This is a genomic window from Pseudomonas corrugata, from assembly GCF_001269905.1.
GTDB classification, from domain to species: Bacteria; Pseudomonadota; Gammaproteobacteria; order Pseudomonadales; family Pseudomonadaceae; genus Aquipseudomonas; species Aquipseudomonas corrugata.
Genome location: NZ_LHVK01000006.1, coordinates 164,903 through 187,914, shown reverse-complemented (window position 1 = coordinate 187,914; position 23,012 = coordinate 164,903). Strand labels below are relative to the sequence as shown.

General features: G+C 62.7%; 16 protein-coding genes. 7 read left to right on the top strand and 9 right to left on the bottom strand.

The features are described 5' to 3' along the window. Positions 1-200: 200 nt before the first annotated feature. From AD665_RS08985 to AD665_RS08970, 4 genes are all read right to left on the bottom strand, one after another. Positions 201-2,624, bottom strand: a complete 2,424-nt coding sequence (locus AD665_RS08985) for a TonB-dependent receptor (protein ID WP_053191783.1) — start codon at positions 2,622-2,624, stop codon at positions 201-203. Positions 2,625-2,691: 67 nt separating this feature from the next. Next, complete coding sequence (locus tag AD665_RS08980) at positions 2,692-3,636, bottom strand: FecR domain-containing protein (RefSeq protein ID WP_053191781.1); 945 nt, start codon at positions 3,634-3,636, stop codon at positions 2,692-2,694. After that, complete coding sequence (locus tag AD665_RS08975; protein ID WP_024777674.1) at positions 3,636-4,145, bottom strand: sigma-70 family RNA polymerase sigma factor; 510 nt, start codon at positions 4,143-4,145, stop codon at positions 3,636-3,638. The genes AD665_RS08980 and AD665_RS08975 overlap by 1 nt, the downstream gene beginning before the upstream one ends. Before the next feature lie 467 nt (positions 4,146-4,612). Continuing rightward, positions 4,613-5,134, bottom strand: coding sequence for an SgcJ/EcaC family oxidoreductase (locus tag AD665_RS08970; protein WP_024777675.1), 522 nt, complete (start codon positions 5,132-5,134; stop codon positions 4,613-4,615). Positions 5,135-5,319: 185 nt separating this feature from the next. Here AD665_RS08970 and AD665_RS08965 point away from each other — a divergent pair, with 185 nt between their 5' ends. From AD665_RS08965 to AD665_RS08950, 4 genes are read left to right on the top strand one after another with little or no spacing between them, the layout of a single operon-like run. Continuing rightward, the gene (locus AD665_RS08965; RefSeq protein WP_053191779.1) at positions 5,320-6,504 is read left to right on the top strand and encodes a sensor histidine kinase; all 1,185 of its coding nucleotides are present in this window, start codon (positions 5,320-5,322) and stop codon (positions 6,502-6,504) included. Further along, positions 6,501-7,169 carry a response regulator gene (locus tag AD665_RS08960; protein ID WP_053191777.1) on the top strand — a complete coding sequence of 223 codons (669 nt, stop codon included), beginning with the start codon at positions 6,501-6,503 and terminating at the stop codon, positions 7,167-7,169. The genes AD665_RS08965 and AD665_RS08960 overlap by 4 nt, the downstream gene beginning before the upstream one ends. Beyond that, positions 7,166-9,478, top strand: a complete 2,313-nt coding sequence (locus AD665_RS08955; RefSeq protein WP_053191775.1) for an ATP-binding protein — start codon at positions 7,166-7,168, stop codon at positions 9,476-9,478. The genes AD665_RS08960 and AD665_RS08955 overlap by 4 nt, the downstream gene beginning before the upstream one ends. Then, positions 9,475-9,939 (top strand): response regulator, encoded by a 465-nt coding sequence (locus AD665_RS08950; RefSeq protein ID WP_053191774.1) that lies wholly within the window; start codon positions 9,475-9,477, stop codon positions 9,937-9,939. The genes AD665_RS08955 and AD665_RS08950 overlap by 4 nt, the downstream gene beginning before the upstream one ends. A 197-nt stretch (positions 9,940-10,136) precedes the next feature. On the opposite strand, the gene AD665_RS08945 is transcribed toward AD665_RS08950, so the two are convergent. The 3 genes from AD665_RS08945 to nirB form a co-directional block, all read right to left on the bottom strand. Continuing rightward, on the bottom strand, positions 10,137-10,577 hold the full coding sequence (locus AD665_RS08945) for a CBS domain-containing protein (RefSeq protein WP_024777680.1): 441 nt from the start codon (positions 10,575-10,577) through the stop codon (positions 10,137-10,139). 179 nt (positions 10,578-10,756) lie between these two features. Then, positions 10,757-11,137: a nitrite reductase small subunit NirD gene (nirD, locus tag AD665_RS08940; RefSeq protein WP_024777681.1), complete on the bottom strand. Its 381-nt coding sequence runs from the start codon at positions 11,135-11,137 to the stop codon at positions 10,757-10,759. Next, positions 11,137-13,698 carry a nitrite reductase large subunit NirB gene (gene nirB / locus AD665_RS08935; RefSeq protein ID WP_053191772.1) on the bottom strand — a complete coding sequence of 854 codons (2,562 nt, stop codon included), beginning with the start codon at positions 13,696-13,698 and terminating at the stop codon, positions 11,137-11,139. Before nirB ends, nirD begins: the two co-directional genes overlap by 1 nt. Between nirB and AD665_RS27350 the strand changes: the two genes are divergently transcribed. Continuing rightward, a complete protein-coding gene (locus tag AD665_RS27350) occupies positions 13,688-13,861 on the top strand; it encodes a hypothetical protein (protein ID WP_155254733.1) in 174 nt (57 codons plus the stop codon). The genes nirB and AD665_RS27350 overlap by 11 nt on opposite strands. 324 nt (positions 13,862-14,185) lie before the next feature. Here the strand turns inward: AD665_RS27350 and AD665_RS08930 are convergent, their stop codons facing one another. After that, positions 14,186-15,757 carry a L,D-transpeptidase family protein gene (locus AD665_RS08930; protein ID WP_024777683.1) on the bottom strand — a complete coding sequence of 524 codons (1,572 nt, stop codon included), beginning with the start codon at positions 15,755-15,757 and terminating at the stop codon, positions 14,186-14,188. A 177-nt stretch (positions 15,758-15,934) separates the two neighbouring features. On the opposite strand from AD665_RS08930, the gene AD665_RS08925 reads away from it, so the two are divergent. Next, entirely contained in the window at positions 15,935-16,615 is a 681-nt protein-coding gene (locus AD665_RS08925; RefSeq protein ID WP_053191884.1) for a murein L,D-transpeptidase catalytic domain family protein, read from the top strand. Positions 16,616-16,819: 204 nt separating this feature from the next. Further along, positions 16,820-17,776, top strand: a complete 957-nt coding sequence (locus AD665_RS08920; protein ID WP_024777685.1) for a class I SAM-dependent methyltransferase — start codon at positions 16,820-16,822, stop codon at positions 17,774-17,776. On the opposite strand, the gene AD665_RS08915 is transcribed toward AD665_RS08920, so the two are convergent. Then, the gene (locus AD665_RS08915; protein WP_053191770.1) at positions 17,745-22,865 is read right to left on the bottom strand and encodes a dermonecrotic toxin domain-containing protein; all 5,121 of its coding nucleotides are present in this window, start codon (positions 22,863-22,865) and stop codon (positions 17,745-17,747) included. The genes AD665_RS08920 and AD665_RS08915 overlap by 32 nt on opposite strands. Between the last annotated feature and the right edge of the window lie 147 nt (positions 22,866-23,012).

Genomic DNA, 23,012 nt, shown 5'->3' with positions numbered 1-23,012 from the left:
CAGGGGAAATTCACCGAAATGAATTGGAGTATTCAGGAATAAACATAGGGACAAGGCACTTTAATATCAGTACCGAAAGCAGTGTTAATCAGCTTTTATATCGAATTACAGGCCTCAAATAATTGCAGATTAATATCAACCAATATCAGAACGATACATCACAATAGGTAAATAGCTCCGTCCGTGGAGCTGTACACCGTTCAGAAATCCACGGTAGCCGACAGAAGGTAGGTGCGCGGGGTCGACAATGTCAGACCGGGCTCGCTGTCATCCGAAGCCCCGGCTGAACTCCAGTAGCGTTTGTCCGCCACGTTCTCGACGTTGGCACGCAGGGTGATGTTCTTTTCATCGACCTTGAAGCCGTAGCGCGCACCGACGTCGAAGCGTACCCAGGAATCGATTTCCTTGGTGTTGGACTGGTCCAGGTACTGCGAGCTGGAATAGATGCCGCGGCTGGTCAGGGTCAGGCCCTGCACAGTCGGAACGTCCCACTCGGCGCCGAGGTTGACGTTGTATTTCGGCGTGGCCGGCGCGCGGTTGCCGTCGTAAGTGCCGCCGGTGGTGTTGGTCAGTTCGCTGTCGATGTACATCACGCCACCGAGCAGGCGGGTACCTTTGAGGGGTTCACCGAAGACGCTCAGTTCCACGCCGGTGTTTTCACGCTTGCCATTCGGACCGAAGACACGTGTCGTGGCGTCGGTCGCGTAGGCCGGCTGCTTGATCCGGAACAGAGCGGCAGTCAAGGCGAACGGACCGGCGTCGTACTTGGCCCCTACCTCGACCTGGCGACTGATGAATGGCGGGAAAATCTCATCCTCGTTGATCGAGGTTGACGGCGCGATCTTGCCCTGGCTCAGGCCTTCCATGTAGTTGGCATACAGCGACAGTTTATCGGTGGCCTTGAACAGGATGCCGCCCGATGGCGAGACTTTTTCCTCATCGTAGGCAGTGAGGCCTTTGACACCATTCGACCAATCGTCAACCTCTACCCGCTGCCAGCGGGCACCGAGGGTCAGCAGCAACCGATCATCAAAGAAACCCAATGTGTCGGACAACGCTACTCCGCTGAAGTGGTTCTCGGTATAGACCTTTGGGTCCGAACGCGTGGGGGCGTTCGGGGTTGGCGTTTCAACGGGGTCATATAGATTGCTTGGGGAGGCCGCATAACGCGCGCCGCCATTGGTAAAGTCCATATAAAAATAACTGGCAGCCAGGTTGACCTCATGGCTCACCGGCCCTGTATGGAACCAGTTTCGCACCCCTACGTTAGCCGTCTGGACATTCTCATCTCGGGTAAAGTCTCGCGGGGCAACGCTGAAATCACCAGCGGCATTAGTGACGATAACGCCGTGCCGAAGAAAATCATGATTACTCCTGCGTGCACCGACGCCGCCGTACAGCATGGTCGAATCACTGACATCGTACTCGGCGTTCACCATGCCGAAGGTGTCCTTGGTCCGTGCCTTGCTCCAGGACTGGGCATAGTTGCTGCGCACATCGCTGGCATGGGGAACCGGCGCGGCGGCGGCAACCTGCACACGTTCCTGCGGCGCATCGGTATCGCGCTCGGTGTGGCCGATGTCCGTGGAGAGACGCAGCCGTTCACCGCGAAAATCCAGGCCAACCACGGCCATCTCGCGGTCCACGCTCTGGTGATCCCATTCGGTGTCCCCGGACTGTTTCACGCCGTTGAAGCGAATGCCGAACTTGTTGTCCTCGCCAAAGCGTCGGCCGACATCCACGGCACCGCCGAGCTGGTTGTTGGACGCGTAGCTGCCGGTGAACGAGGTGATGGGCTTGTCGGTGGCGTGCTTGGGCACCACGTTGATCCCGCCGCCTACGCTGCCTCGCGGCGAGATGCCGTTGATGAGCTGGCTCGGTCCCTTGAGGATGTCGACGCGTTCAGCCATTTCCATGTCGATCGTATAGGTCGGCAGGATGCCGTAGAGGCCGTTATAGGCCACATCGCTGTTGAACAGACTGAAGCCGCGAATGGTGAACTGCTCATACCGCCCGCCTGCCGGGTTGGTCGCACGCACCGAGGGGTCGCTGTTGACCAGGTCGCCCAGGGTTCGGGCCTGTTGATTCTTGACGGCCTCACTGGTGTAGGTGGTCATGCTGAACGGCGTTTCCATGAAGTCACGCGAGCCCAGCAAGCCTTGGGAGCCACGACGTGCGACCTGGCCGCCGGCATACACTTCGCCCTCCTCCGAACTCGCGGTGCCGAGAATCGAGGTGGGCGCCAGTTGCAGGCTGCCCCCCTCCGGCGCCGGGGCCAGGATGTAGGCCTGTTCACCCACCGATTGCAGTTGCAGGCCGGAGCCTTGCAACAACCGGGCAAACCCCTCCTCCACCCCATATTCGCCCGAGAGTCCGGCGCTGTTGCGACCACTCACCAGCGCCGGATCCACCGACAGGTTGACACCCGCCAACCCGGCGAAGCGGGTCAGTGCCGCGCTGAGGCTGCCGGCCGGCACCTGGTAGCTGCGCCGGGCCGCTTCTTCGGCATGGCTGGATGAGATGAAGAACGGGCTGGCGCTCAGGCTCAGCATGAGACTCAGGTTCAACAGCGGACGCCAGCCGGCAAGGGCCGGGCGAACATGCAAAGGGACTACTGCGGACATTGGAAGGAGCTCTCGTTTTTGTGCACTTGCCTTGAATGACAAGCGAGACAAAAAAAGGGGACAGGCTTCAGGCGATATTTTTTCGAAGCGTCAGAGTGACCCAATAACGGGTGCGCATCTGGATATCCAGGGGCAAGCTGGCCGAAAGTAAAGCGAGGACTTTATCGGTGTTTTCCAGGCGGAAACTGCCGGTTACCCGAAGCGACTCCAGGGCGTCGTCCCAGCGCAGCACACCGGGACGATAGCGGCCCAGTTCACGGAGAAAGTCCCCCAGCGGCTGGTTCTGCGCCACGAGCACCCCTTCGCGCCAACCCGGTTGCGTGACGTCGAGCCCGACCACTGGCCCTGCGCCTGCTGCGTGGAGGCTGGCCTGCTGGCCCGCCTCCAGCCGCAGCACAAGTCCGTGCAACGGTTGCAGCTGTGCCGAACCGCTGACCACCGACACCCGGCAACCTTGCTCACCCAGGCGCACGCAGATTTCACCCCGGCTGACGGTAATCAGCCCATAGGGCGCCTGGACAGCCAAGGGCGTGACGCCACTGACCTTGAGGGCCATTTCGCCTTGCACCAGCCTCAGGCGCCGGGCCTTGAGGTCCAGGTTCACGGCGCTGTCGGTGTTCAGTTGCAAGAGGCTGCCATCGACCAGCGACCAGCTCCGCTGTTCGCCGGTGGCGGTGTGCAGGTCGGCGCGCCAGGCGTCCAGTGGCAACGCCCGGCCCAGCATCCAGGCCGTTGGAACCAGCGCGGCGACACCCAGTGCGCGCTTGAGTACGGCACGCCGGGGCAAGGACGGACGATCCAGGGTCGCCATGCCCAGCGAAGGCGGCACCCCGGCGAAGCGCTGACGAAGTCGCTGAGCCTTCTGCCAGGCCGCTTCGTGGTGAGCGCTGCTGTCGCGCCAGCGTTGCAGGCCGGCGGAGTCGAACTCGTTGCCGCCGAACTCCATCAGGGTCAGCCAGCGGGCAGCCGCCCGGGCGATGTCCCGAGCCTCGGACGACGGGGCCGGGCGCATCAAAAGTCCACCAGCAGGCAATGCTCATAGGCTTGGGCCATGTAGCGCTTGACGGTGCGTTCGGAGACCTGCATGCGCTCGGCGATTTCCCGGTAGCCCAGGCCTTCGAGCTGACTCCACAAAAAAGCCCGCCGCACCTGGGGTGGCAGGCCATCAAGCAATTCATCCAGGGCGTGCAGGGTTTCGAGCAGCAGCCAGCGTTGCTCCGGCGACGGTACGCACGCTTCGGGCAGGCTTGCCAGGGCATCGAGGTAAGCCTGCTCCAGATTGCGACGGCTATAGAAATTGCTCAGCAGCCGCTTGCCCACTGTGAGCAGATAGGCCCGTGGTTCATGCAGGTCCGCCAGGGGTTGGGCACTGGACAATACCCGCAGGAAAGTATCCTGGCGCAGATCCGCCGCATCCCAGGCATTGCCCATGCGCCGCCTCAACCAGCCTTCCAGCCAACCGCCATGGTCACGGTACAACGCGTGAAGGGAGTGCTCCGCCGGCGTAGCTGCATCAAACATGTCAAGAAGCCCTGCGCATGGAATATCTTAAATGAGACTGATTCTAATTAATGTTCTCGAGCTAATCCAAGTCCTTTGTGCGGCGAGATGTGTAAATAAAGGCGAAACCGAGGGCTCTAGGCCAACCATCTCTTGTGGGAGCGAGCCTGCTCGCGATAGCGGTCTGCCAGTCAACACCAATGCAAGCTGACCCACCGCCATCGCGAGCAGGCTCGCTCCCACAGGGGAATTGCGGGCCTTCAGGACTTTCGCAGGCGCCGCGCAATACTGTGGGGCGGCGGCCAGACGCTGGGATTGGATTCAACCGGGACATGGTGGGAGCGAGCCTGCTCGCGATGGCGGTGGGTCAGTCAACATCGATGCAAGCAGGTCTACCGCTTTCGCGAGCAAGCCCGCTCCCACAGTGATCTTTCTGACACACAAAAAAAGCGCCCTTGGGATCAAGGGCGCTCGGGTGGCGTGGGATATCAGTGGCTGGCGTGCAGGACTTTCGGCACTTCCGGCATGGCCGAAGAGTGGTGGTTGATGATCTTCCATTGCCCGTTCAAGCGCTCGTAGAGGTAGGTGTAGCGTGCCTGGACGTCCTTCTTGCTGCCATCGGCATTGGTCAGGGTGAAGGTGTAGACCCCACTGTCCATCGCCGCATCGGGCCCCAGATGACGAATTTCCCGGTAGTTGATCTGCCCGACCGGCTTGCCCGCCAGGAAGTGTTCGAAATAATCCTGGATCTGCGCCGGCGTGGTGCGCACTTTGTTGGAAAGGGTCGGCTGCAGGATCGCATCCGGCGCATAGAGGCTGGTCATCGCGCTGGCATTGCCGGTCTGCAGCGTCTTGTTCCATTGGTCGAACAGCGCAGCGATCTCCCGGTCATTTACGTTCTGGGGTTGTTCAGCCACGGTGCGATACACGAAAGGCGTGGCATCGGCGGCGTGAACAAAAGGCGTAGTCAGTACAAAAAAAGTGGCGAGGGCCAGGGTTTTCATTTTCATCGTAGCGTTCCTTTCGGTATTAATAGCGTCGGTTTCAATGACCCCACTTTGCCGCTCGCAGCAGCTCCCGCCATCGGCCAACCGGTGCTGATCGACTATGCCGATCGGCAGATAGGCCCGGCGCCGATGACGCGCTCTAATACCGACGTCGCGACCGGACCGGTCCCTTTCACGCTGGAGCCCTCATGCAAAGCCCACCCCATGATCCTGGCAGCGCCCTGGCCATCCGTAGCCAGTACCGTCAGTCTCAAAGCCGCGCCGCGCGCCTGGGCCTGTTGTTGGGCACCGGTCACGAACTGACCCGATTACCCCTGGCGCAGATGCGCCAGCGCGTCGTGCAAAGGGCCTGCGCGTTCATCGCCATGGACCATGGCCTGCTGCTGGAATGGACGCCAGATCACCCGGCAAGCGCCCTGGCCTGCCATGGCAGTGGCGAGCGACTCGATTGGCTCGCCAGCCTCGCTCATTCGCCGCTACCCGGTCCGCAATGGCTCGAATACCCCGACAGCCCCCTGCCCCAGGTTCTGCGGGTCCCGCTGCGGGCCGCCGACGGTACGGTGTTCGGTGTCTTGTTGCTGGGCAACAGCGTGGCCATCAGCACACCTGACCACGAAGACATCGAATCCTTGCAACTGCTGGCGACCCTGCTGGCCGCGCACCTGGAGAATCATCGGCTGCTCGAAGCGCTCCAGGCCCGCGAGCGCACCATGTCCGAACTGGTCCACCGGTTGTTCACTGCCCAGGAGGACGAACGCAAGCGCGTGGCTTATGACCTGCACGACGGTCTGGCGCAGAACCTGGCCGGCCTGCATCAGCGCCTGCAGGGGTTTGCCGGGCGTTGCCCGGTGTTGCCGCCAGACCTGGCGAGCGAATTGCAGACCATCCTGGCGTTGGCCCAGGGCTGTGTCGGTGAGGGTCGGCAACTGATCGGCGGCCTGCGCCCCCATGTGCTGGATGATTTCGGCCTGTGCAAAGCCGTCGACAAGGAAGCCGATCGCCTGCGCGAGGCCGGCCTGACAGTGAATTGGGTCGAACAAAGCAACATACGCCTGCCAGGCAATATCGAAATCGCCCTGTTCCGCATCGCCCAGGAAGGCATCAACAACATTCTCAAGCACGCCCGGGCCGGCCACGTGAGCCTGGGACTCTCGATCGGCAACGGCCAGGCCGCCCTGCGGGTGGAAGACAATGGCCGTGGCTTTGCCCTGGAGCCCCCTATCGAAACCAACGGCACTCGCCACCTGGGCCTCGCAGCCATGCAGGAGCGGGCCATCCTGCTGGGAGGCCACCTGACGTGTTTCAGCCAGCCCGGCGATGGCACCCGATTGCTGGCCAGCGTACCGCTGCCCCTCCACGGAGCACATCCATGACCTCTCCTTTACGACTGCTGTTGGCCGACGATCACGAAGTCACCCGCGCCGGGTTCATCGCCCTGCTGGCCGGCAACGCAGGGTTCGAGGTCGTCGGCCAGGCCCGCGATGGCCAGGAAGCCCTCGACCTGTGTGAGCAGCTGCAACCGGACATCGCCATTCTCGACATCCGCATGCCGGTGCTCAACGGCCTGGGGGCGGCGCGCATCCTGCAGCAGCGCCAACCGGGCATCAAAGTGGTGATCTTCACCATGGACGACAGTCCCGACCACCTGGAGGCGGCCATCGGTGCGGGAGCTGTCGGTTATCTGCTCAAGGATGCCAGCCGTGACGAGGTACTGGACGCGCTCAAGCGGGTCGCCCGGGGCGAAGAGGCACTGAACAGTTCGGTCAGTGCGCGCCTGTTGCGGCGCATGACCGAACGTGGCGCCGGCGGCGCAGCACAACTCCAGGCCCTGACCGCACGGGAACGCCAGGTACTGGGCTTGGTGGCCGGCGGCTTCAGCAACCGTGAAATCGGCGAAAAGCTCGGCATCGCCCCCGGCACTGCCAAGGCCCACGTGGAACGGGTCATCGGCAAGCTTGGGGCCGCCGACCGGACCCAGGCCGCCGTGCGCGGCATCGCTCTGGGATTGGTGGCACAACCCGCCGGACAATGGCCATGAAATACCTCGCTTCCCGCCGCTGGGCCGATCTGCCACTGCGGGGCAAGGCATTGGTGGTGATCTCACTGCCGCTGGTGATCCTGCTGCTGTCACTGGTGCTGATTTACATCACCGAACGCCAGACCGCCCGGGCCGAAGAAGATGTTCGTCGGGTATTGCGCGTCCAGGGCGATATCCAAACGGTGCATACCCTGCTGGCAGAAGCGGCAGCCAGCGTGCGTGGCTACCTGCTGACCCGGCGCGAGGACTTCCTGCCCAGCTATGAACAGGCCACGCAGTTGATCGAGGCCGCACTGCAACGCCTGGACCACAACGTCCGCGACGCCAGGATGCGCGAACATCTCCAGACCATCACCCCGCTGATCGACGAGAAACTCAGCGGACTGGTGGAACTGCGTAGCGGCAAGGGCGACGACACCGAGGCAATCACCGCGCTGCTGATCAAGAACAAGCAAGTGCTGGACGTGCTGCGTGAACAGATCAACGCCATGCGTATCCGCGAGGATGCTCTGCTCGCCGAGCGCAGCGCCGCCGCCTCGGCCACTCGCATGCGGTTGCTGTTCGCCACTCTGCTCGCCGCGCTGTGCGGACTGTTCGGCGCAATTGTCGCGGTGTTGTTCCTGTCCAAGGGCATTGTCGCCCGGGTGCAGCAGGTACAAGGCAATGCCCGGCGCCTGGCGTTGGGCCAACCCTTGCGGCCGCAACCGCCGGAACAGGATGAAATCGGCCAGTTGGGCACTCGCCTGGTGGAAGCCGGGCAGTTGCTGGCCGAACGCGAGCGGGCCCTGCGCGACAACGAAGAACGCCTGCGGCTGATCATCGATGGCGTAAGGGACTACGGGATCTTCGCCCTGGACGCCAAGGGGTATGTGATCACCTGGAACGCCGGCGCGGAACGGATCAAGGGCTACACCGAGCAGGAGATCATCGGCCGGCATTTTTCCCTGTTCTACCTGGCCGAAGAATGTCCGGCGCATCCGGAGATGGCCTTGCGCGAAGCCACCCGCGACGGGCACTACATGGAAGAAGGCTGGCGTTGTCGCAAGGACGGCAGCCGCTTCTGGGCCAGCGTGGTCATCACCGCCCAATACGACAGTACCGGCGCCTTGCGCGGCTTCTCCAAGATCACCCGCGACATCACCGACCGGCGCGCCGCCGAGATCGCCCTGAGCACCGCCCGCGAAGAAGCGGAAAGTGCCAGCCGGGCCAAGAGCGAGTTTCTCTCGCGCATGAGCCACGAACTGCGCACGCCATTGAATGCCATCCTCGGCTTCGCGCAACTGCTGGACATGGACTCCACGGCCGGCCAGCGTCCCCAGGTCAGCCACATCCTGCGCGCAGGCCAACACCTGCTGGCATTGATCAACGAAGTGCTGGACATTGCCCGGATCGAAGCCGGCCGCTTGCCGCTGAACATCGAGCCCATAGCCCTGGCAAGCGTTCTGCACGAAGCCCTGACGCTGGTTTCCCCCATGGCTGCCGACGCCGGCATTCGTCTGGTCGAACTGCCGTCGCTGCCCGAGGGCAGCGGCGTGCTGGCCGATCGGCAGCGGCTGGTCCAGGTGCTGCTCAATCTGTTGTCCAACGCCATCAAATACAACCGGCCCGAGGGTGAAGTACGCATTGAAGTGACCGTCCAGGACAAACGGGTGGACATTGCCGTGAGCGATACCGGACGCGGCATTGCCCCGGAACAACTCGACCAGTTGTTCAAGCCGTTCGAACGTCTGGGCGCCGATCCGCAGGTCGAAGGCACCGGCCTCGGCCTGTCCCTGAGCAAGAGCCTGCTGGAGATGATGCAGGGCAATCTTCAGGTGCGCAGCGTACCCGACCAGGGTTGCTGTTTCACCTTGCAGTTGCCGGGCGCCCAAGTCATTACCACTCATTTGCCACCCATCGCGGCCCTGAAGGTCACCCGCCCGCCCGTTGAATACCACGGCAGGATTTTGTGCATAGAGGACAACCTCTCGAGCCTGGCGTTGATCGAAACCCTGATGCAGCGCCGCCCCGGCATCCAACTGCTGTCGAGCATGCAGGGCCAGATGGGCCTGGACCTGGCGCGCCAGCATGCGCCGCAACTGATCCTGCTGGATGTGACGCTGCCGGACCTGGAAGGCCTGGAAGTCTTGCGCCGCTTGCGCCAGTCCCCGGCCACCGCATCCACCCCGGTGCTGATGATCACGGCCGATGCCAGCGACCTGACCCATCGCGCCCTTCAGGATGCCGGTGCCACGGCGATCCTGACCAAACCCATCCATATCCAGGCCTTCCTGGCCCACCTTGAACGTTATTTACCGGAGCCTGCATGAATCGCGACTTGCGCATCCTGATCATCGACGACCAGCGCCCCAACCTGGACCTGATGGAGCAACTGTTGGCCCGCGAAGGGTTGCACAACGTGCTGAGCAGCACCGAGCCCCTGCGCACCCTGGATCTGTTCAACAGCTTCGAGCCGGACCTGGTGATCCTCGACCTGCACATGCCGGCGTTCGACGGTTTCGCCGTGCTGGAACAACTCAACCGGCGCATTCCGGCCAATGATTACCTGCCCATCCTGGTACTGACCGCCGACGCCACCCGGGACACCCGCCTGCGTGCCCTGGCCCTCGGTGCCCGGGACTTCATCAGCAAACCCCTCGATGCCCTGGAAACCATGCTGCGCATCTGGAACCTGCTGGAAACCCGCGCGCTCTACAAGGCGCTGCGCGAGTTGATTCCTGCCGAGCAGATCGAGTTGTTGCGCCAGCATCGGCCCGGGCCAAGCCAGTAGGCGCTGTGGGCTGTGGGCTGTGGGCTGTGGGCTGTGGGCTGTGGGAGCAAGGCTTGCCCGCGACTGCGGTAGGTCAACCAGCAAAAATGTCGACTGGTCTGCCCCTATCGCGAGCAAGCTTTGCTCCCACAGGGTTTGCGCTGGCTGCCTGTCATCAAGGCAAGTCCTTGCTCCCATAGTAACCTGTGGGTACGGTCTCAATGACCGCGAATGTAATGCTCCAACTGCCGAATCAGATCCGCTTGTTCGACGATGGCCTGCTTCACCAGGTCGCCAATCGAGAGCAGGCCGATCAACTGCCCTTTATCCAGCACCGGCAAGTGCCGCAGATGGCTGTCGGTCATGACCTCCATGCAGCGCTCAATGCTCTGTTGGCTATCGGCAGTGACCACCGGCGCGCTCATGATGGTGCGCACCGGAGTCCCCACTGAAGAGCGGCCGTGCAGCACCATCTTGCGCGCATAGTCCCGCTCGCTGAACACCCCCACCACCTGGCCATCCTCGATCACCGGCAACGCGCCGACGTTCTTCTCGGCCATGATCCGCAGGGCTTCGAGCACCGTCTGCTCGGGCGCGATGCTATGGACCTGCTGGTTCTGCACACTCTTGAGTTTCACCAGTTGAGCGGCGGTTTTCATTGCTAATTCCCGGTTTCAATTGACGGCACGCTGAGACGCATGCCGCTTGGTCAATGATCCCCTTGTGGGAGCGAGCCTGCTCGCGATGGCGTGCTGTCAGCCAACATTGATGCTGCCTGACACACAGTTATCGCGAGCAGGCTCGCTCCCACAGGATTCCCACAGGCCCCTCGGCCTTGTCATGCCTCTTCGCTAATCTCCACCACATCACCATTCAACCGCACCGGCCACACCCGCAGGCGCTGTTCCGGGTATTCCAGGCAGTGGCCGTCTTCCAGGCGGAAGTGTTGTTTGTACATCGGCGAGGCAATCACCAGATCACCCTTGATGCTGCCCAACAGGCCGCGGCCGATGACATTCGCACCCGACTTGGGATCCCGATTGTCGATGGCGTACAGCGGCTTGTCCTGCTGTTCAGGCAGGTACAACAGCGCCACCTGGCTGCCGTCGTGCCAGGCCACCACGCCGGAGTTCGGGACCAGGTCTTCGCGGCTGCACAGGGCACGCCATTGCACCTGGGCTTCGGCGGTTGGGATACGAACGACGTTTGACTGGCTCATCAGAGCACCTCCTCGGTGACGGGAATCAGGTGAAGTTCGCCGGCGTGAACCGGTCGACGCTGGCCGCGTTCGCGGACGAAATGAACATCCGGATCGCCGCGCTTGTCGTTGACGAACGTGCGGAAACGCTTGAGTTTTTCCGGATCGTTGAGGGCATTGGCCCATTCGCATTCGTAGCGGTCGACCACCAGTTGCATCTGGGCTTCAAGCTCGGCCCCCAGGCCCAGGCTGTCGTCGATGATCACGTCCTTGAGGTAATCCAGGCCGCCCTCCAGGCTTTCACGCCAGACCGACGTGCGTTGCAACTTGTCGGCGGTGCGGATGTAGAACATCAGGAAGCGATCGATGTAGCGGATCAGGGTTGCGTCATCCAGGTCGGTGGCAAACAGCTCTGCATGCCGCGGACGCATGCCACCGTTGCCGGCGACATAAAGGTTCCAGCCCTTCTCAGTGGCAATCACGCCGACGTCCTTGCTCTGGGCCTCGGCGCACTCGCGCGTGCAACCGGACACCGCGAACTTGAGTTTGTGGGGCGAGCGCAGGCCCTTGTAGCGATCCTCCAGGGTCAGCGCCATTTGCACGCTGTCCTGCACGCCGTAACGGCACCAGGTGCTGCCCACGCAGGATTTCACCGTGCGGGTGGACTTGCCGTAGGCATGACCTGTTTCGAAGCCGGCCTCGATCAGCTCGGCCCAGATGTCCGGCAACTGGTGCAGTTGAGCGCCGAACAGGTCGATGCGCTGGCCACCGGTGATCTTGGTGTAGAGGTCGTATTTCTTCGCCACCACACCGATGGCGATCAGTTTGTCGGCGGTGATTTCGCCGCCGGCGATGCGCGGCACTACCGAATAGGTGCCGTTCTTCTGCATGTTCGCCATGAAGGTATCGTTGGTGTCCTGCAACGGCACCAACGACGGATCCATGATCGGCTGGTTCCAGCACGAAGCCAGGATCGAGCCCACCGCCGGTTTGCACAGGTCGCAACCGGTGTGCCCACGGCCGTGCTTGGCCAGCAATTCGTCGAAGCTGATGATCCCTTCCACCCGCACCAGGGCGTACAGCTCCTGACGGGTGTAGGCGAAGTGTTCGCACAGGCTCTTGTCGACACTGACGCCACGAGCGACCAGCTCATGTTCGAACACCTGCTTGACCAGCGCTGCGCAACCACCGCAACCGGTACCGGCCTTGGTGTCGCACTTGAGTTGCCCCAGATCTGTACAGCCGCCATCGATGGCCGAGCAGATGGAGCCTTTGGTGACGTTGTGGCACGAGCAGATGGTCGCCGCCGCAGGCAACGCGGCCGGGCCGAGGGTCGGTGCGCCTTCGGAGGTGGGCAGGATCAGGCTGGCGGCATCCTTGGGCAAGGCGATACCGCTCTGCATGTACTGCAGCAGGGTGTCGTAGTAGCTGTTGTCACCCACCAGCACCGCGCCGATGACTCGCTTGCCGTCGGCGTCCACCACCAGTCGCCGGTAGCTGGCGCTGGTTTCGTCGATGAACTGGAAACTGCGCGAGCCCGGCGTGTGCCCGTGGGCGTCGCCGATGGAGCCAACGTCGACGCCGAGCAGCTTGAGCTTGGTGGACATGTCGGCGCCGGTGAACGGCTCGCCGTTTTCACCGCTCAATTGCGCCGCGACGCTACGTGCCATCTGGTAACCCGGTGCGACCAGGCCGAAGATGCTGCCATTCCAGGCCGCGCATTCGCCGATGGCATAGATGTCCGGGTCGCTGCTCAAGCATTGGTCATCGATCACCACGCCACCGCGTGGGCCGATCTGCAGGTCGCTGTAGCGAGCGAGGGCGTCCTGGGCACGGATACCGGCGGAAAACACAATCAGGTCGGTTTCCAGGAAGTCGTCGTTGCCGAAGTTCATCCGATAGCGGTAGTGCTCACCGGCACTGATGGATTGGGTGCCCTTGGACAGATGCACGCCAACGCCAAGTTTTTCGATGCGCGCCTTGAGGGCAAGGCCGCCTTGCTCGTCCAGTTGCACCGGCATCAGGCGTGGGGCGAATTCCACCACGTGGGCTTCCAGGCCGAGGGTCTTGAGGGCATTGGCCGCTTCCAGACCCAGCAGGCCGCCGCCAACCACCACACCACGACGGGCACTGGTCGCGGCGGCGCGGATCGCGTCCAGGTCTTCCAGGGTCCGATAAACCAGGCGAGAGTCGCCGTCGGCGCCTTCGATGGGTGGCACGAACGGGTAGGAGCCGGTGGCGAGCACCAGTTTGTCATAGCCGATGCGCTCCTGGCCGGTGACAACCTGACGGGCCTGGCGATCGATCTCCAGCACCGGTACGCCCAAGTGCAGCGTGACGCCGGGGGTCTGGTACAACGAGGCTTCGCCGAGGGCCAGGGATTCGGCGTCGCGGCCAGAGAAATACTCGGACAGGTGCACGCGGTCATAGGCACGCATCGGCTCTTCGCTGAACACATGCAGACGGTAATGGTTGAGGGCACCGCGTTCGATCAGTTGTTCGACGCAGTGATGACCGACCATGCCATTGCCGATCACGATCAGCGTTTGCAGCTTGTTCAGGGAAGCAACGTTGGAATTCATAGAAAGCACCCGACAAAAGCCCATCACGATTTTGAAAGCAAAAAAAAAGACGCCTGAAACCTTGCGGTTCCAGGCGTCTTTGCCTGTTCTGTGCGGTATCGACCTGACGACTGCGCCGGATCTACCGTTATCCCCCGGCCTGCTGGCGCTCGATCTTCGTTGACCGATGGGGTTGCCCGCTCGATTGTATTCGCGGCGGGCCTGAAGGCTCTCTTGCAGCGAGCGTGCCAACCCTGCTGCTTGCGTCGATTCCAAAGACCCGCACTGGCTTTAACCTTGCGGGTGCAGGCTCGCTCGCCAAGACGACCCTCCGCTTACCTTGGAAACTCAAAGTCTGCGACGCCGGGGCAATTGCCTTCCCATGGTGCGATCCGATACTGCCGGCTTCATAAAAGTGCAGCGCCTCTGGCGGGGGATCAGTCAGTACAGAGGTTGGATGGGCGGGCCTCATCGCGAGCCTGCTCGCGATAGCGGCACTGAGCCTGGCTCAGAGCGATCGGCCGCGGGCTGCGGACAGCTTCACATCCCGCCCATAGATATCCGGGATGTACACCGCCTGGCCCTGGCCGTCCGCTTGCACCGTCCAGTAACCCAGCAGGATCGGCATGGGCCTGGCCAGCCTGAACTCATGGGTCTGCCCGTCGGCCAATAGAGTGTCGGTGCGCAAGCGTTCGGCCGGGGTCACCAGCAGGTCCCGCAGGTGCATCACCTGCTCGATTCGTACACATCCCGAACTGAACGCCCGCGGCCCCTTGCTGAACAGTGCCTGGCTGGGCGTGTCGTGCAGGTACACGGAAAACGGGTTGGGGAAGCGGATCACCAGTTTGCCCAGCGGATTCTTCGGCCCGGCATCCTGGCGCAGCATCAGGTCGCCCGGATGATCCCAATCGATGTTCTCGGCCATCAGCGGCTGGCCGTTGCGATCGATGATCCTGAGGTTCTGGCGACTGAGGAACTCGGGATCGCGGCGGATCTGCGGCAGCTTGTCTTCTTTGAGGATGGTCGGGGGGATGGTCCAGGTGGGATTGAGGGTCAACCTTGTCACCCGGGATTTGAGCAGCGGGGTTTCCCGCTCCGCACGACCCACCTGGGTGCGGGTTTGCCAGACCGGCGCGCCACCCTGGTACACCGTCAACTGGGCGGCCGCCACGTTGACCAACACACTGTCAGGTTCCAGGTCCTGGGCCAGCCAACGCATACGCTCCAGATTGATTCGCAATTGCTCGCGACGCATGGCAGGGCTGACATTCAGCTCAGTGACGGTCCACGGTCCCACCACGCCGTCGGCCTGCAGTGAATGCCGCAATTGGAAACTTTTCATCGCCTCCACCAGGCTGGGGCTGTAATGCTCATCGCCCTCGGCCGGCGGCGCACTCAGGTAGCCTTCGCTGAACAGCCGTCGTGCCAGGACGGGTACCCGGGCGTCCTGCTTGTCCGGCTGCAACAGGGCACCTGTGGGCACCGGTTGCCATTCGGCCAAAGGCTGTTGTCGCTGCTGGGCATAAAGCACCCGCAAGTTGCGATAAAGGTCCAGGCTCGGGCGCGCCTGGTCAAAGGCTGCGGCCAGGTTGTTCAGGCCTGGCCCGGCAATGGCCAGGATCATCGCCTGGCGGTCCTGGGGCTGCGCATTGGCCTTCCACACCGGCTCGAGGCGGTCCTGGGACAAATAGCCGAAACGCAGTTCGTGCAAGGCTTGCAGATAGCGTTGGCTGATGGCGATATCGACACAGTCCGGACTTGGGGAAGTGTTGTCGGCCGGCAAGCTGTAGCGGGCCGGGTCCAGTCCGTCATCGGCCAATTGCTGCAACTGGACCCGTAAAGCCATCAACCGCTCGTCGTCCGACCAGACCTCCTGGCCGGCGTTTTGCTGATAAAACGCCTGCAAGCTCAGCATCGTCGGGAAGTCGACACCCGCCGCCAGCGCCGGGCATGCAACCGATAGCTGTGCCAGCGTGGCCTGTACGGGTGCCTGTTCACCAAACGGAACGTCACCGGCTGTCGCGACCAATGGCGAAGCGAGCAATAAAAGGCTCAAGTAACATACGGGCTTTTTGAACAACTGCTTTACTCCAATCCATGGCCGTCTCGTTGACGGTTGACTTTGTGACAGGTACGACCCGCCATCATGATGCAAACGAACAATTACGGACGGGATGCCGCAAACAAACACCAGCCTGTGGACCCGCGTGGACTTTTCTCATCCTCGCTGAAGCTTATTCGCCAATTCTGCCTGGCCATGGCAGCACTGGGCGCGGTATGCGCTCCGGCGCTGGCCGAGCAGGCGAATTCTCAAACGCTTTACAACAGCCTCGCCCACGCCGCGCCGGAACTCAATCCCCTGGCACTCAAAAGTGCCTTGAGCGCCATGCAATGCGCGGTCGCCAACGGTGCCCGCCAGGCCCGCCATCTGGCGGTGATCGACTATTCGCAGCCGTCCACGGCCCGGCGCCTGTGGATCTTCGATCTGCAGAAGAAGAAGCTGGTGCTGCGCGACCTGGTGGCCCACGGGCAGAAATCCGGGGAGAATTTCGCCACGCAATTTTCCAATCGCCTGGGCAGCTACCAGTCCAGCCTGGGGCTGTTCCGCACCCAGGAGAGCTATCAAGGCACCCACGGCTATTCGTTGCGCATGGATGGCCTGGAACCTGGCTTCAATGACCAGGCCCGTGATCGAGCCATCGTGATCCACGCCGCCGACTATGTGAATCCGTTGTGGAGCCAGCGCCAGGGCCGTATCGGACGCAGCCAGGGTTGTCCTGCCGTGCGCCCCCAGGTGGCGCGTCAAGTGATCGACAAGCTCAAGGGCGGGCAATTCATGTTTTCCTGGTACCCGGACCCAAGCTGGCTCAAACGTTCGGCCTATCTCAACTGCCAACCGCAGCAGGTGGCGAGCATTCTGGCTACCAGTGGTGGCTGACGGCCCACCGGACAGAAGCCTGCTGTGAGGATTCTGTGGGAGCACAGCTTGCTCGCGATAGCGACAGACCAGTCAACATTGTTGCTGACTGACTTACCGCAATCGCGAGCAAGCTGTGCTCCCACAGATCCCATCGCTCCCAGGGATTGCGCCTAATCAGCGGGTGGTTAAAATGCCGGCCTTTCGAATCGCCGGCATTGCCTGATGAACCCAGAAGCTCTTCAAACCCTGCAGACCCACCTACTGACCGCCCTGGCGTCCGTGCCGGAAGAAACCCGTCGCCTGTTCCATGGCCGCGGGCGCTGCTGGCCGGGGCTGGAACAGATCACCGTCGACTGGCTCCAGGGTGTGATGCTGGTTTCCTTGTTCAAGGAACCGGAGCCTGCGCAGTTGGGCAACCTGCTGTCGACACTGCTTGCCGTCACTGCCGCACCGGCATGGCAACACAGCAAGGCCCATACCCTGGCGGTGCAACACCGTTATCTACCGCAAAGCCTCACCCAATGGCTGGTGGGCGAACCCATCGACGAATGGACCCTGACCGAAGGCGGCCTGCGGTACCGGATCGACCTGGGCAAGAAGCAGAACAACGGCCTGTTCCTTGACATGCGCTATGGTCGTGACTGGGTCCGAGCCAATGCTGCCGGCAAGCGCGTGCTCAACCTGTTCGCCTACACCTGCGGTTTCTCGGTGGCGGCGATCGCCGGTGGCGCGCAGCACGTAGTCAATCTGGACATGTCCCGCGCGGCCCTGAGCCGGGGCCGCGACAACCATCGCTTGAACGGCCATGACCTGGGCCAGGTGAGTTTCCTCGGCCACGATCTGTTCAAGTCCTGGGGCAAGGTGATCAACAGCGGACCGTATGACCTGGTGATCATCGATCCGCCGACCTTCCAGAAAGGCAGTTTCCTGCTGACCAAGGATTACCAGCGGGTGCTGCGTCGACTGCCGGAGCTGCTGGCCGCCGACGGCACCGTCCTGGCCTGCAGCAATGACCCGGCCACCGGCCCGGACTTTCTCATCGACGGAGTTACCCGCGAAGCCCCTGGGTTGGCCTTCAGCGAACGCCTGGCCAACCCACCGGAGTTTCCCGACATCGACAGTCAGTGCGGTTTGAAGGCCCTGGTCTTCAAAGCGGCAGCACCGGCCACCAGGCATTGACCAGGCCCATGGTCACCCGACGCACCAAGGCTTCGATTTCCCGGCTCTTGACCGAACGGTAGATGGCCATGGTGCGGCGCAGTTGATCCTCGGTGAGGGTCACCGGCCGGCCGGCGGCCCAATCCACATCCGCGACGGCTTCGAGCCCGATCCGGCGCCAGACCGTTCGCCCGCCTTCCGTGACCGGCTCCAGGGCGCTGGGCAACTCGGGGTCCGGGTGTGCCAGGTTGTCCAGCATCACCTGGGGCCAGCGGGATGGATTCACCGGCCCGCTGAAGGCATTCACCAGGTCGTCATCTAAGTTTTCCCAGATCGCCAGCCCTTCAGCCCAACGGGGCGACATCAATCCCAGGTAAGGCCGCCACAGCATCTCGCCCGGGCTCGGGGTCTGATCGTTGCTGTTGAAGGTGTCCTGGGCATCGCTGAGCCAGTCGATGAACGCGTCCCGGGTCATCTGCGCTTCAAGTTGCGAGGGGTTGGGAAATCGCTCCATCAGCACGTATTCCCAATTGGACAGGTGATCCGTCAGGAAGCCGGCAAAAGGCGCACCGTGTCGGGAAAGGCGCGCGCGCATGACCGACTGGAACATTCTGAAATGCAGTTCCAGCTCGGGGAGGTCCGGCTGTTCCCTGTCCAGGGTACGGGCCTGAAGACGGCTACGCAGTTGCCGCAGTTGCTGGTCGAAGTCGCCGATCAATGTCGGCAGGCGGTCATAGGCGCCTGGATAGCCCATGTAATGCTGCAGGACAGCGGCCGCCCTCTGACGAACGCTGAATGACAACCCGGCAGTCGTCCCGCTATCGGCATCGCGCACGAGCGTAGAGAACCAGTCGATGAAGCTACGCATCCCCGGATCGTCGCGGGCGACCTCCAGTGCCCGCTGGAGCGAGGGCGAAATGTACAACCAGTCATCGACGGTATATCGGAAAGACTCGGGGAAGATCGCCCGAAGGGCGTTGACCTGGACACTGGGCAACGGGTTGTCGTCAAGCCAGACCCCGAGGGAGTCCTGGTCGCTCAAGCGGGCGAGCACAGGCATCAGGTCATCTTGAATGCCGGTGATGCGATTGCCGCTGAGATCGACGACGAACGTATCGGAAATGAACACCTCGGAATGCCTGGCCAGCACCGACAATGCGATCGGTGGCACCCGATCGAGCCCGGTCCGGCTCAACTCCAGGGTCATCAGGTTCACCAGCTCTGGCAGATCAGGCAGGTCCCGGCAGCTGTTTTCGTTCAAGCGCAGTTCCTGCAAAGCCGTGGCGGTGCGCAGGAACGCGCTGCCCTCTTCATCCAGGCGCAAGCCGCAGCGCGCCAGGTTCAGCGAGCGCAAATCCGGCAGCGAAGAGGTCAGGGCCTGCAACTGTTCGGGCGTGAAACTCAGGTTGTCGGCCCATATGACTTCACGCAGGGAGGGTAATCCGGCCAGGCTGCCGATGGCGGCAATCACCTCGGCATCGGTGCCCGCCTGTGCGCTGCCGATCCCCGACAGGTCCAGGGTCCATAAAGGGATGTAGGGATCGGTACCCAGCAAAGGCGTGAATACATTCGCGTCCAGGTGCAGCGGGTTACGGCTCAACGACAGATCCACCAATGCCCGTAGCTGCGCCACCGCAACGGGGACAGCGGTGAGATGATTGTCCTGCAGGTTCAGCGAATCGACGCCGGGGAACATCCGCAGGAAATCCGAAGGATCCTCCACCAGCCCCAGGTTGGTCAGGATCATCGTCTCGATATGTTCCAAGCGCACAGTCACCGGAGGCAGCCGGCCGAGGTTGACGTTTTCGATCCGCACCACCAGTTCACTGCCCTCGCTGCCCGGATCAGGTGCGCGCTGCCAGGCACGGCGGATAATCCGGGCAACGCTCCGACGTTGCGCCAACAGTGCCTCACGGCCCAGCGTTTGCTCGACGGGATGGTGAAATCCTTCCTGCTCTTCCCACTGGCGCAACCCTTGGTCCAGGGTGGTCCAGTCGTTCTCCAGGCGGTTGATCAAGTCATCGAAGCGAACGCCTTCGAGTTGGGCCTGCTCGACCAGGCCAAACCGCAACCGTCTCAGGGCATCCCCCGCGTGAGCGGGATACAGCCGCTCAAGCCGCTGGTTCAAGCTACCGCTCCAGTCTTGCAGCGGCAGCCGGCCACGGCCGCTGAGTGGATAGACCAGGTGTCCGTTCAACCACAGCGGACGCGACCCAAGGCTGCCCAGGCGGCGCATCGCCAGGTAGGGGCGCAACGCTTGCCGGTCATCCATGGCTTGTACCAGCAATTGGTTGCGTAGCTTGTCCGCCTCCCAGATATTCAAGCCCAATGCCCTGCGGGCATCGTCCGGCATCGCCCTGAGCAGCGCATCTTCCAGGGCCATGGCGCTCGCCAGTTCCTCGCCGGTTTCGTCAAAGGGGTGATACCGGTCACCTTCCTGGCGGATGACTTTGAACGGACCATCCTGCCCCACCTCAATCGGATCCGGCAGCTCGCGCAGCCACAGGCGCAGGTGCAGCCGCCCCCGCAGCGAAGGAGTATTGGCCAGCAGGTTGATGACGATGCGGTCTCGATCGACCGTGCTTTCACCTCGCGCCAAGGCGCGCAAGGCCCGACTCAGGCGCAGTTCACGCAAGGCTTCGGCCCCCTGCTTGCCGAGTGCTCCAGTCACCCGTCCTTCCAGCAACCGTTGTCGATCCTGACCTGATACGTTGCGGACTAGCTCGTTGGCAATGGACTCAGGCAAACCCGGGAACGCCCGGATCAAGGGAACGGCCAGCGGGTCAAGCGCGATTGACTTTGCCATGGCCAGGGTCACCCGCTTGCCATCGCGTTCCAGCCGCGCGGCCCAGCGCGCGGCCAACAAGCGACTGCGCTCCAGCGGGCGCAAGCCGAGGCTGTTCTGGCCCAGCAGCGCGGTCTGCTCATCCACGTTCAGCCCATCCAGGATTCGAGCGGCCCAGTTATCCCGCGCGAGATCCGCTCGCATTAACAGGATAGAGCGCGTGTCGGCCGCATCGCCCACAGGGTAAATTCGCATCCCATCGTGGTAGCGCAACGTCATGTCTTCCGGCCAGCCCGGCAGCTCCGCGAGGGTCTGGACGATGCGAAAATGCATGCCCTGCGGGGCTTCGCCACGGCGTAGACGGTCGATGGTGTGCCGCACCCATTGCCAGTTCCGTGCCTCATCCAGGGCATCGGCCAAGATGGCGGGCATCGGCTGCGCCTCGACTTGCAGGTAGCGCAAATGCGCCTCGCTGATGCCAACCTGGCGTTGCACGCTGAGGACCGTAGGGTTGTCCAGTTCGGCAGGTGTCTCGGCAAACGTGCGCAGCAACTCCAGATTACCGCGCTGCAACGGGTTGCGATGCGCCCACTGCCAGCCACGGGCGCGGCTCCATTCCAACGGCGGCGTGACGCCCCTGTGCCCCGACGGCAGGCGCAGGCTCAGATTGTCCTGTGTGCCTTGTACTTCGAAATAACGATCCTCGATCCGCACCCAGGCCGCGTCGGTCGTGCGCCAGACGCCCCAGGCGTCCTGCTCGGCCTCCATAGGCGGCAGGCGCCGCGCTTCGAAGGGACGGACGTCGCCATTCCACAACCGGGTGCTACCGTCCGCCACGGGCATGGGTTCAATGGCTGCGCCTATGAACCCCAGGTAGGCGCCTTGAGCGACCCCGAAGAGCACATTGAAGATATGTTCGATCCCTTCTTGCGCATGGCCTTCGTTGAACGCCTGGATACCTTCGAAAATCTCATACACCAGGCGTACCCCACCGACTACCGCTGCTCCCATGCCGATGGGCATACAGAACGGGAAAAAGGTTGCCGCAAGCATCAGCGAACGTTCGACCAGACCTTCCCAGTACTCGAGCCGCGCCAGCAACGCCCGCCAATCCTGGTCCCGGGTCGACACCATCAGTGCCGAGGCGTTGCCCAACGCATGGCCCCGCCACTCATGGTAGGCAGCGTGCCAATGATCCTCGCGCACCTCATTCAGGCCCCAGGCGACCCTGGGCACGGGGATCCGAATGCGACGGGGATTGCCGCTCTCACCCTGCTCGCCCTCACGCCAACCGGTGATGCAAGCATGGATTTCCTGGAACAGATTGGGGTTGTCGGTGATCGTCCACTCCACCTGATCGTGCAGGGCTTCCCCCAGGCGCGCCTGCAGGCGCAGCGGGAAGTATTGCGTCAGGCTCTGGCGATAACTGCGTTTACGGACCCGATCGGTCAGTTCCGCCGATAACGCCTGCAAGCTTGCGAACTGCTTGAGCGGAGCCACGGTATCGTGGGGCATGTGCAGGACGACCGGACGAACACCGCTGGCGTCACTCGCCAGTCCCCAGTACACCCGGGCACCGAACAATGGCGCGGACAGCAGCTCCAGCGCCTTGACCTCGCAGGCCAATGGCATCACGGGCCGCGCTTCCAACTGGACACCGGCATGGGCCAATAGCCGTTCACCGGTGCTATCCAGGCGTCCGGCCAACTTCGCCTCGTAGGCATCATGAGCCAACAGGCTGCGTGCATACGCCATATAGGCCTTTGCTACGGCCGGAGTCTCACCGGCGATGCGGGGCAGCCGCTGTTCGAGCTTGCGCCGATATGCCCCACCGACGTCCACCTGCCGACAGAGGCTGGCGAAACTGGCCGGAGTCATGTCCAGGGGCGCACGGTTCGTTGGGGGATCCCCCCGGTTGAACTCTCCCGGCCTGCCCTGAATGAACAACTCGCCCTTCTTGTCGAAATCGCCCCCGACAACCGCGTCGGCGGGAGGAAAGTTGCCCATGGCCGCTTCGATCACCGACAACGAGGGATCGGTCACGAAAGGTCCACGCCTGACCCGTGCCCGGCGTATCGCATCGACGACTCTGCTGCCGCCGTTCACCCGGCTCCAGCCTTGGAGCTGCGGCTGCACCTTGAGCAGATCGAGGGTAAAGGCATAGGGCGATGGCAGGTCGGTGAGCAACGCATTCAGCGCGTCGCTGTCGCGCTGCAGTCGCCGGGCAAGCACCTTGAAGCGTTCCTGCTGGGGCCGTGCGGCCCGCTTCAACCAGGCAGGCAGCCGGGCCTGGATGAACTCGACATGGGTATCGAGGGTAGACATGGTGGACCTCCATCCTTGGGGGCAGTTGGGAATCGAGATGCGCTCAACCGGGCGCGAACCCGATGCTCCAAGAAATGGCCGTTTTTTAAAACCGCGCAACCGTTGCAAGGGGTTGCGGGCTTTGGTAGCCACGGAGGTCACTTCCCC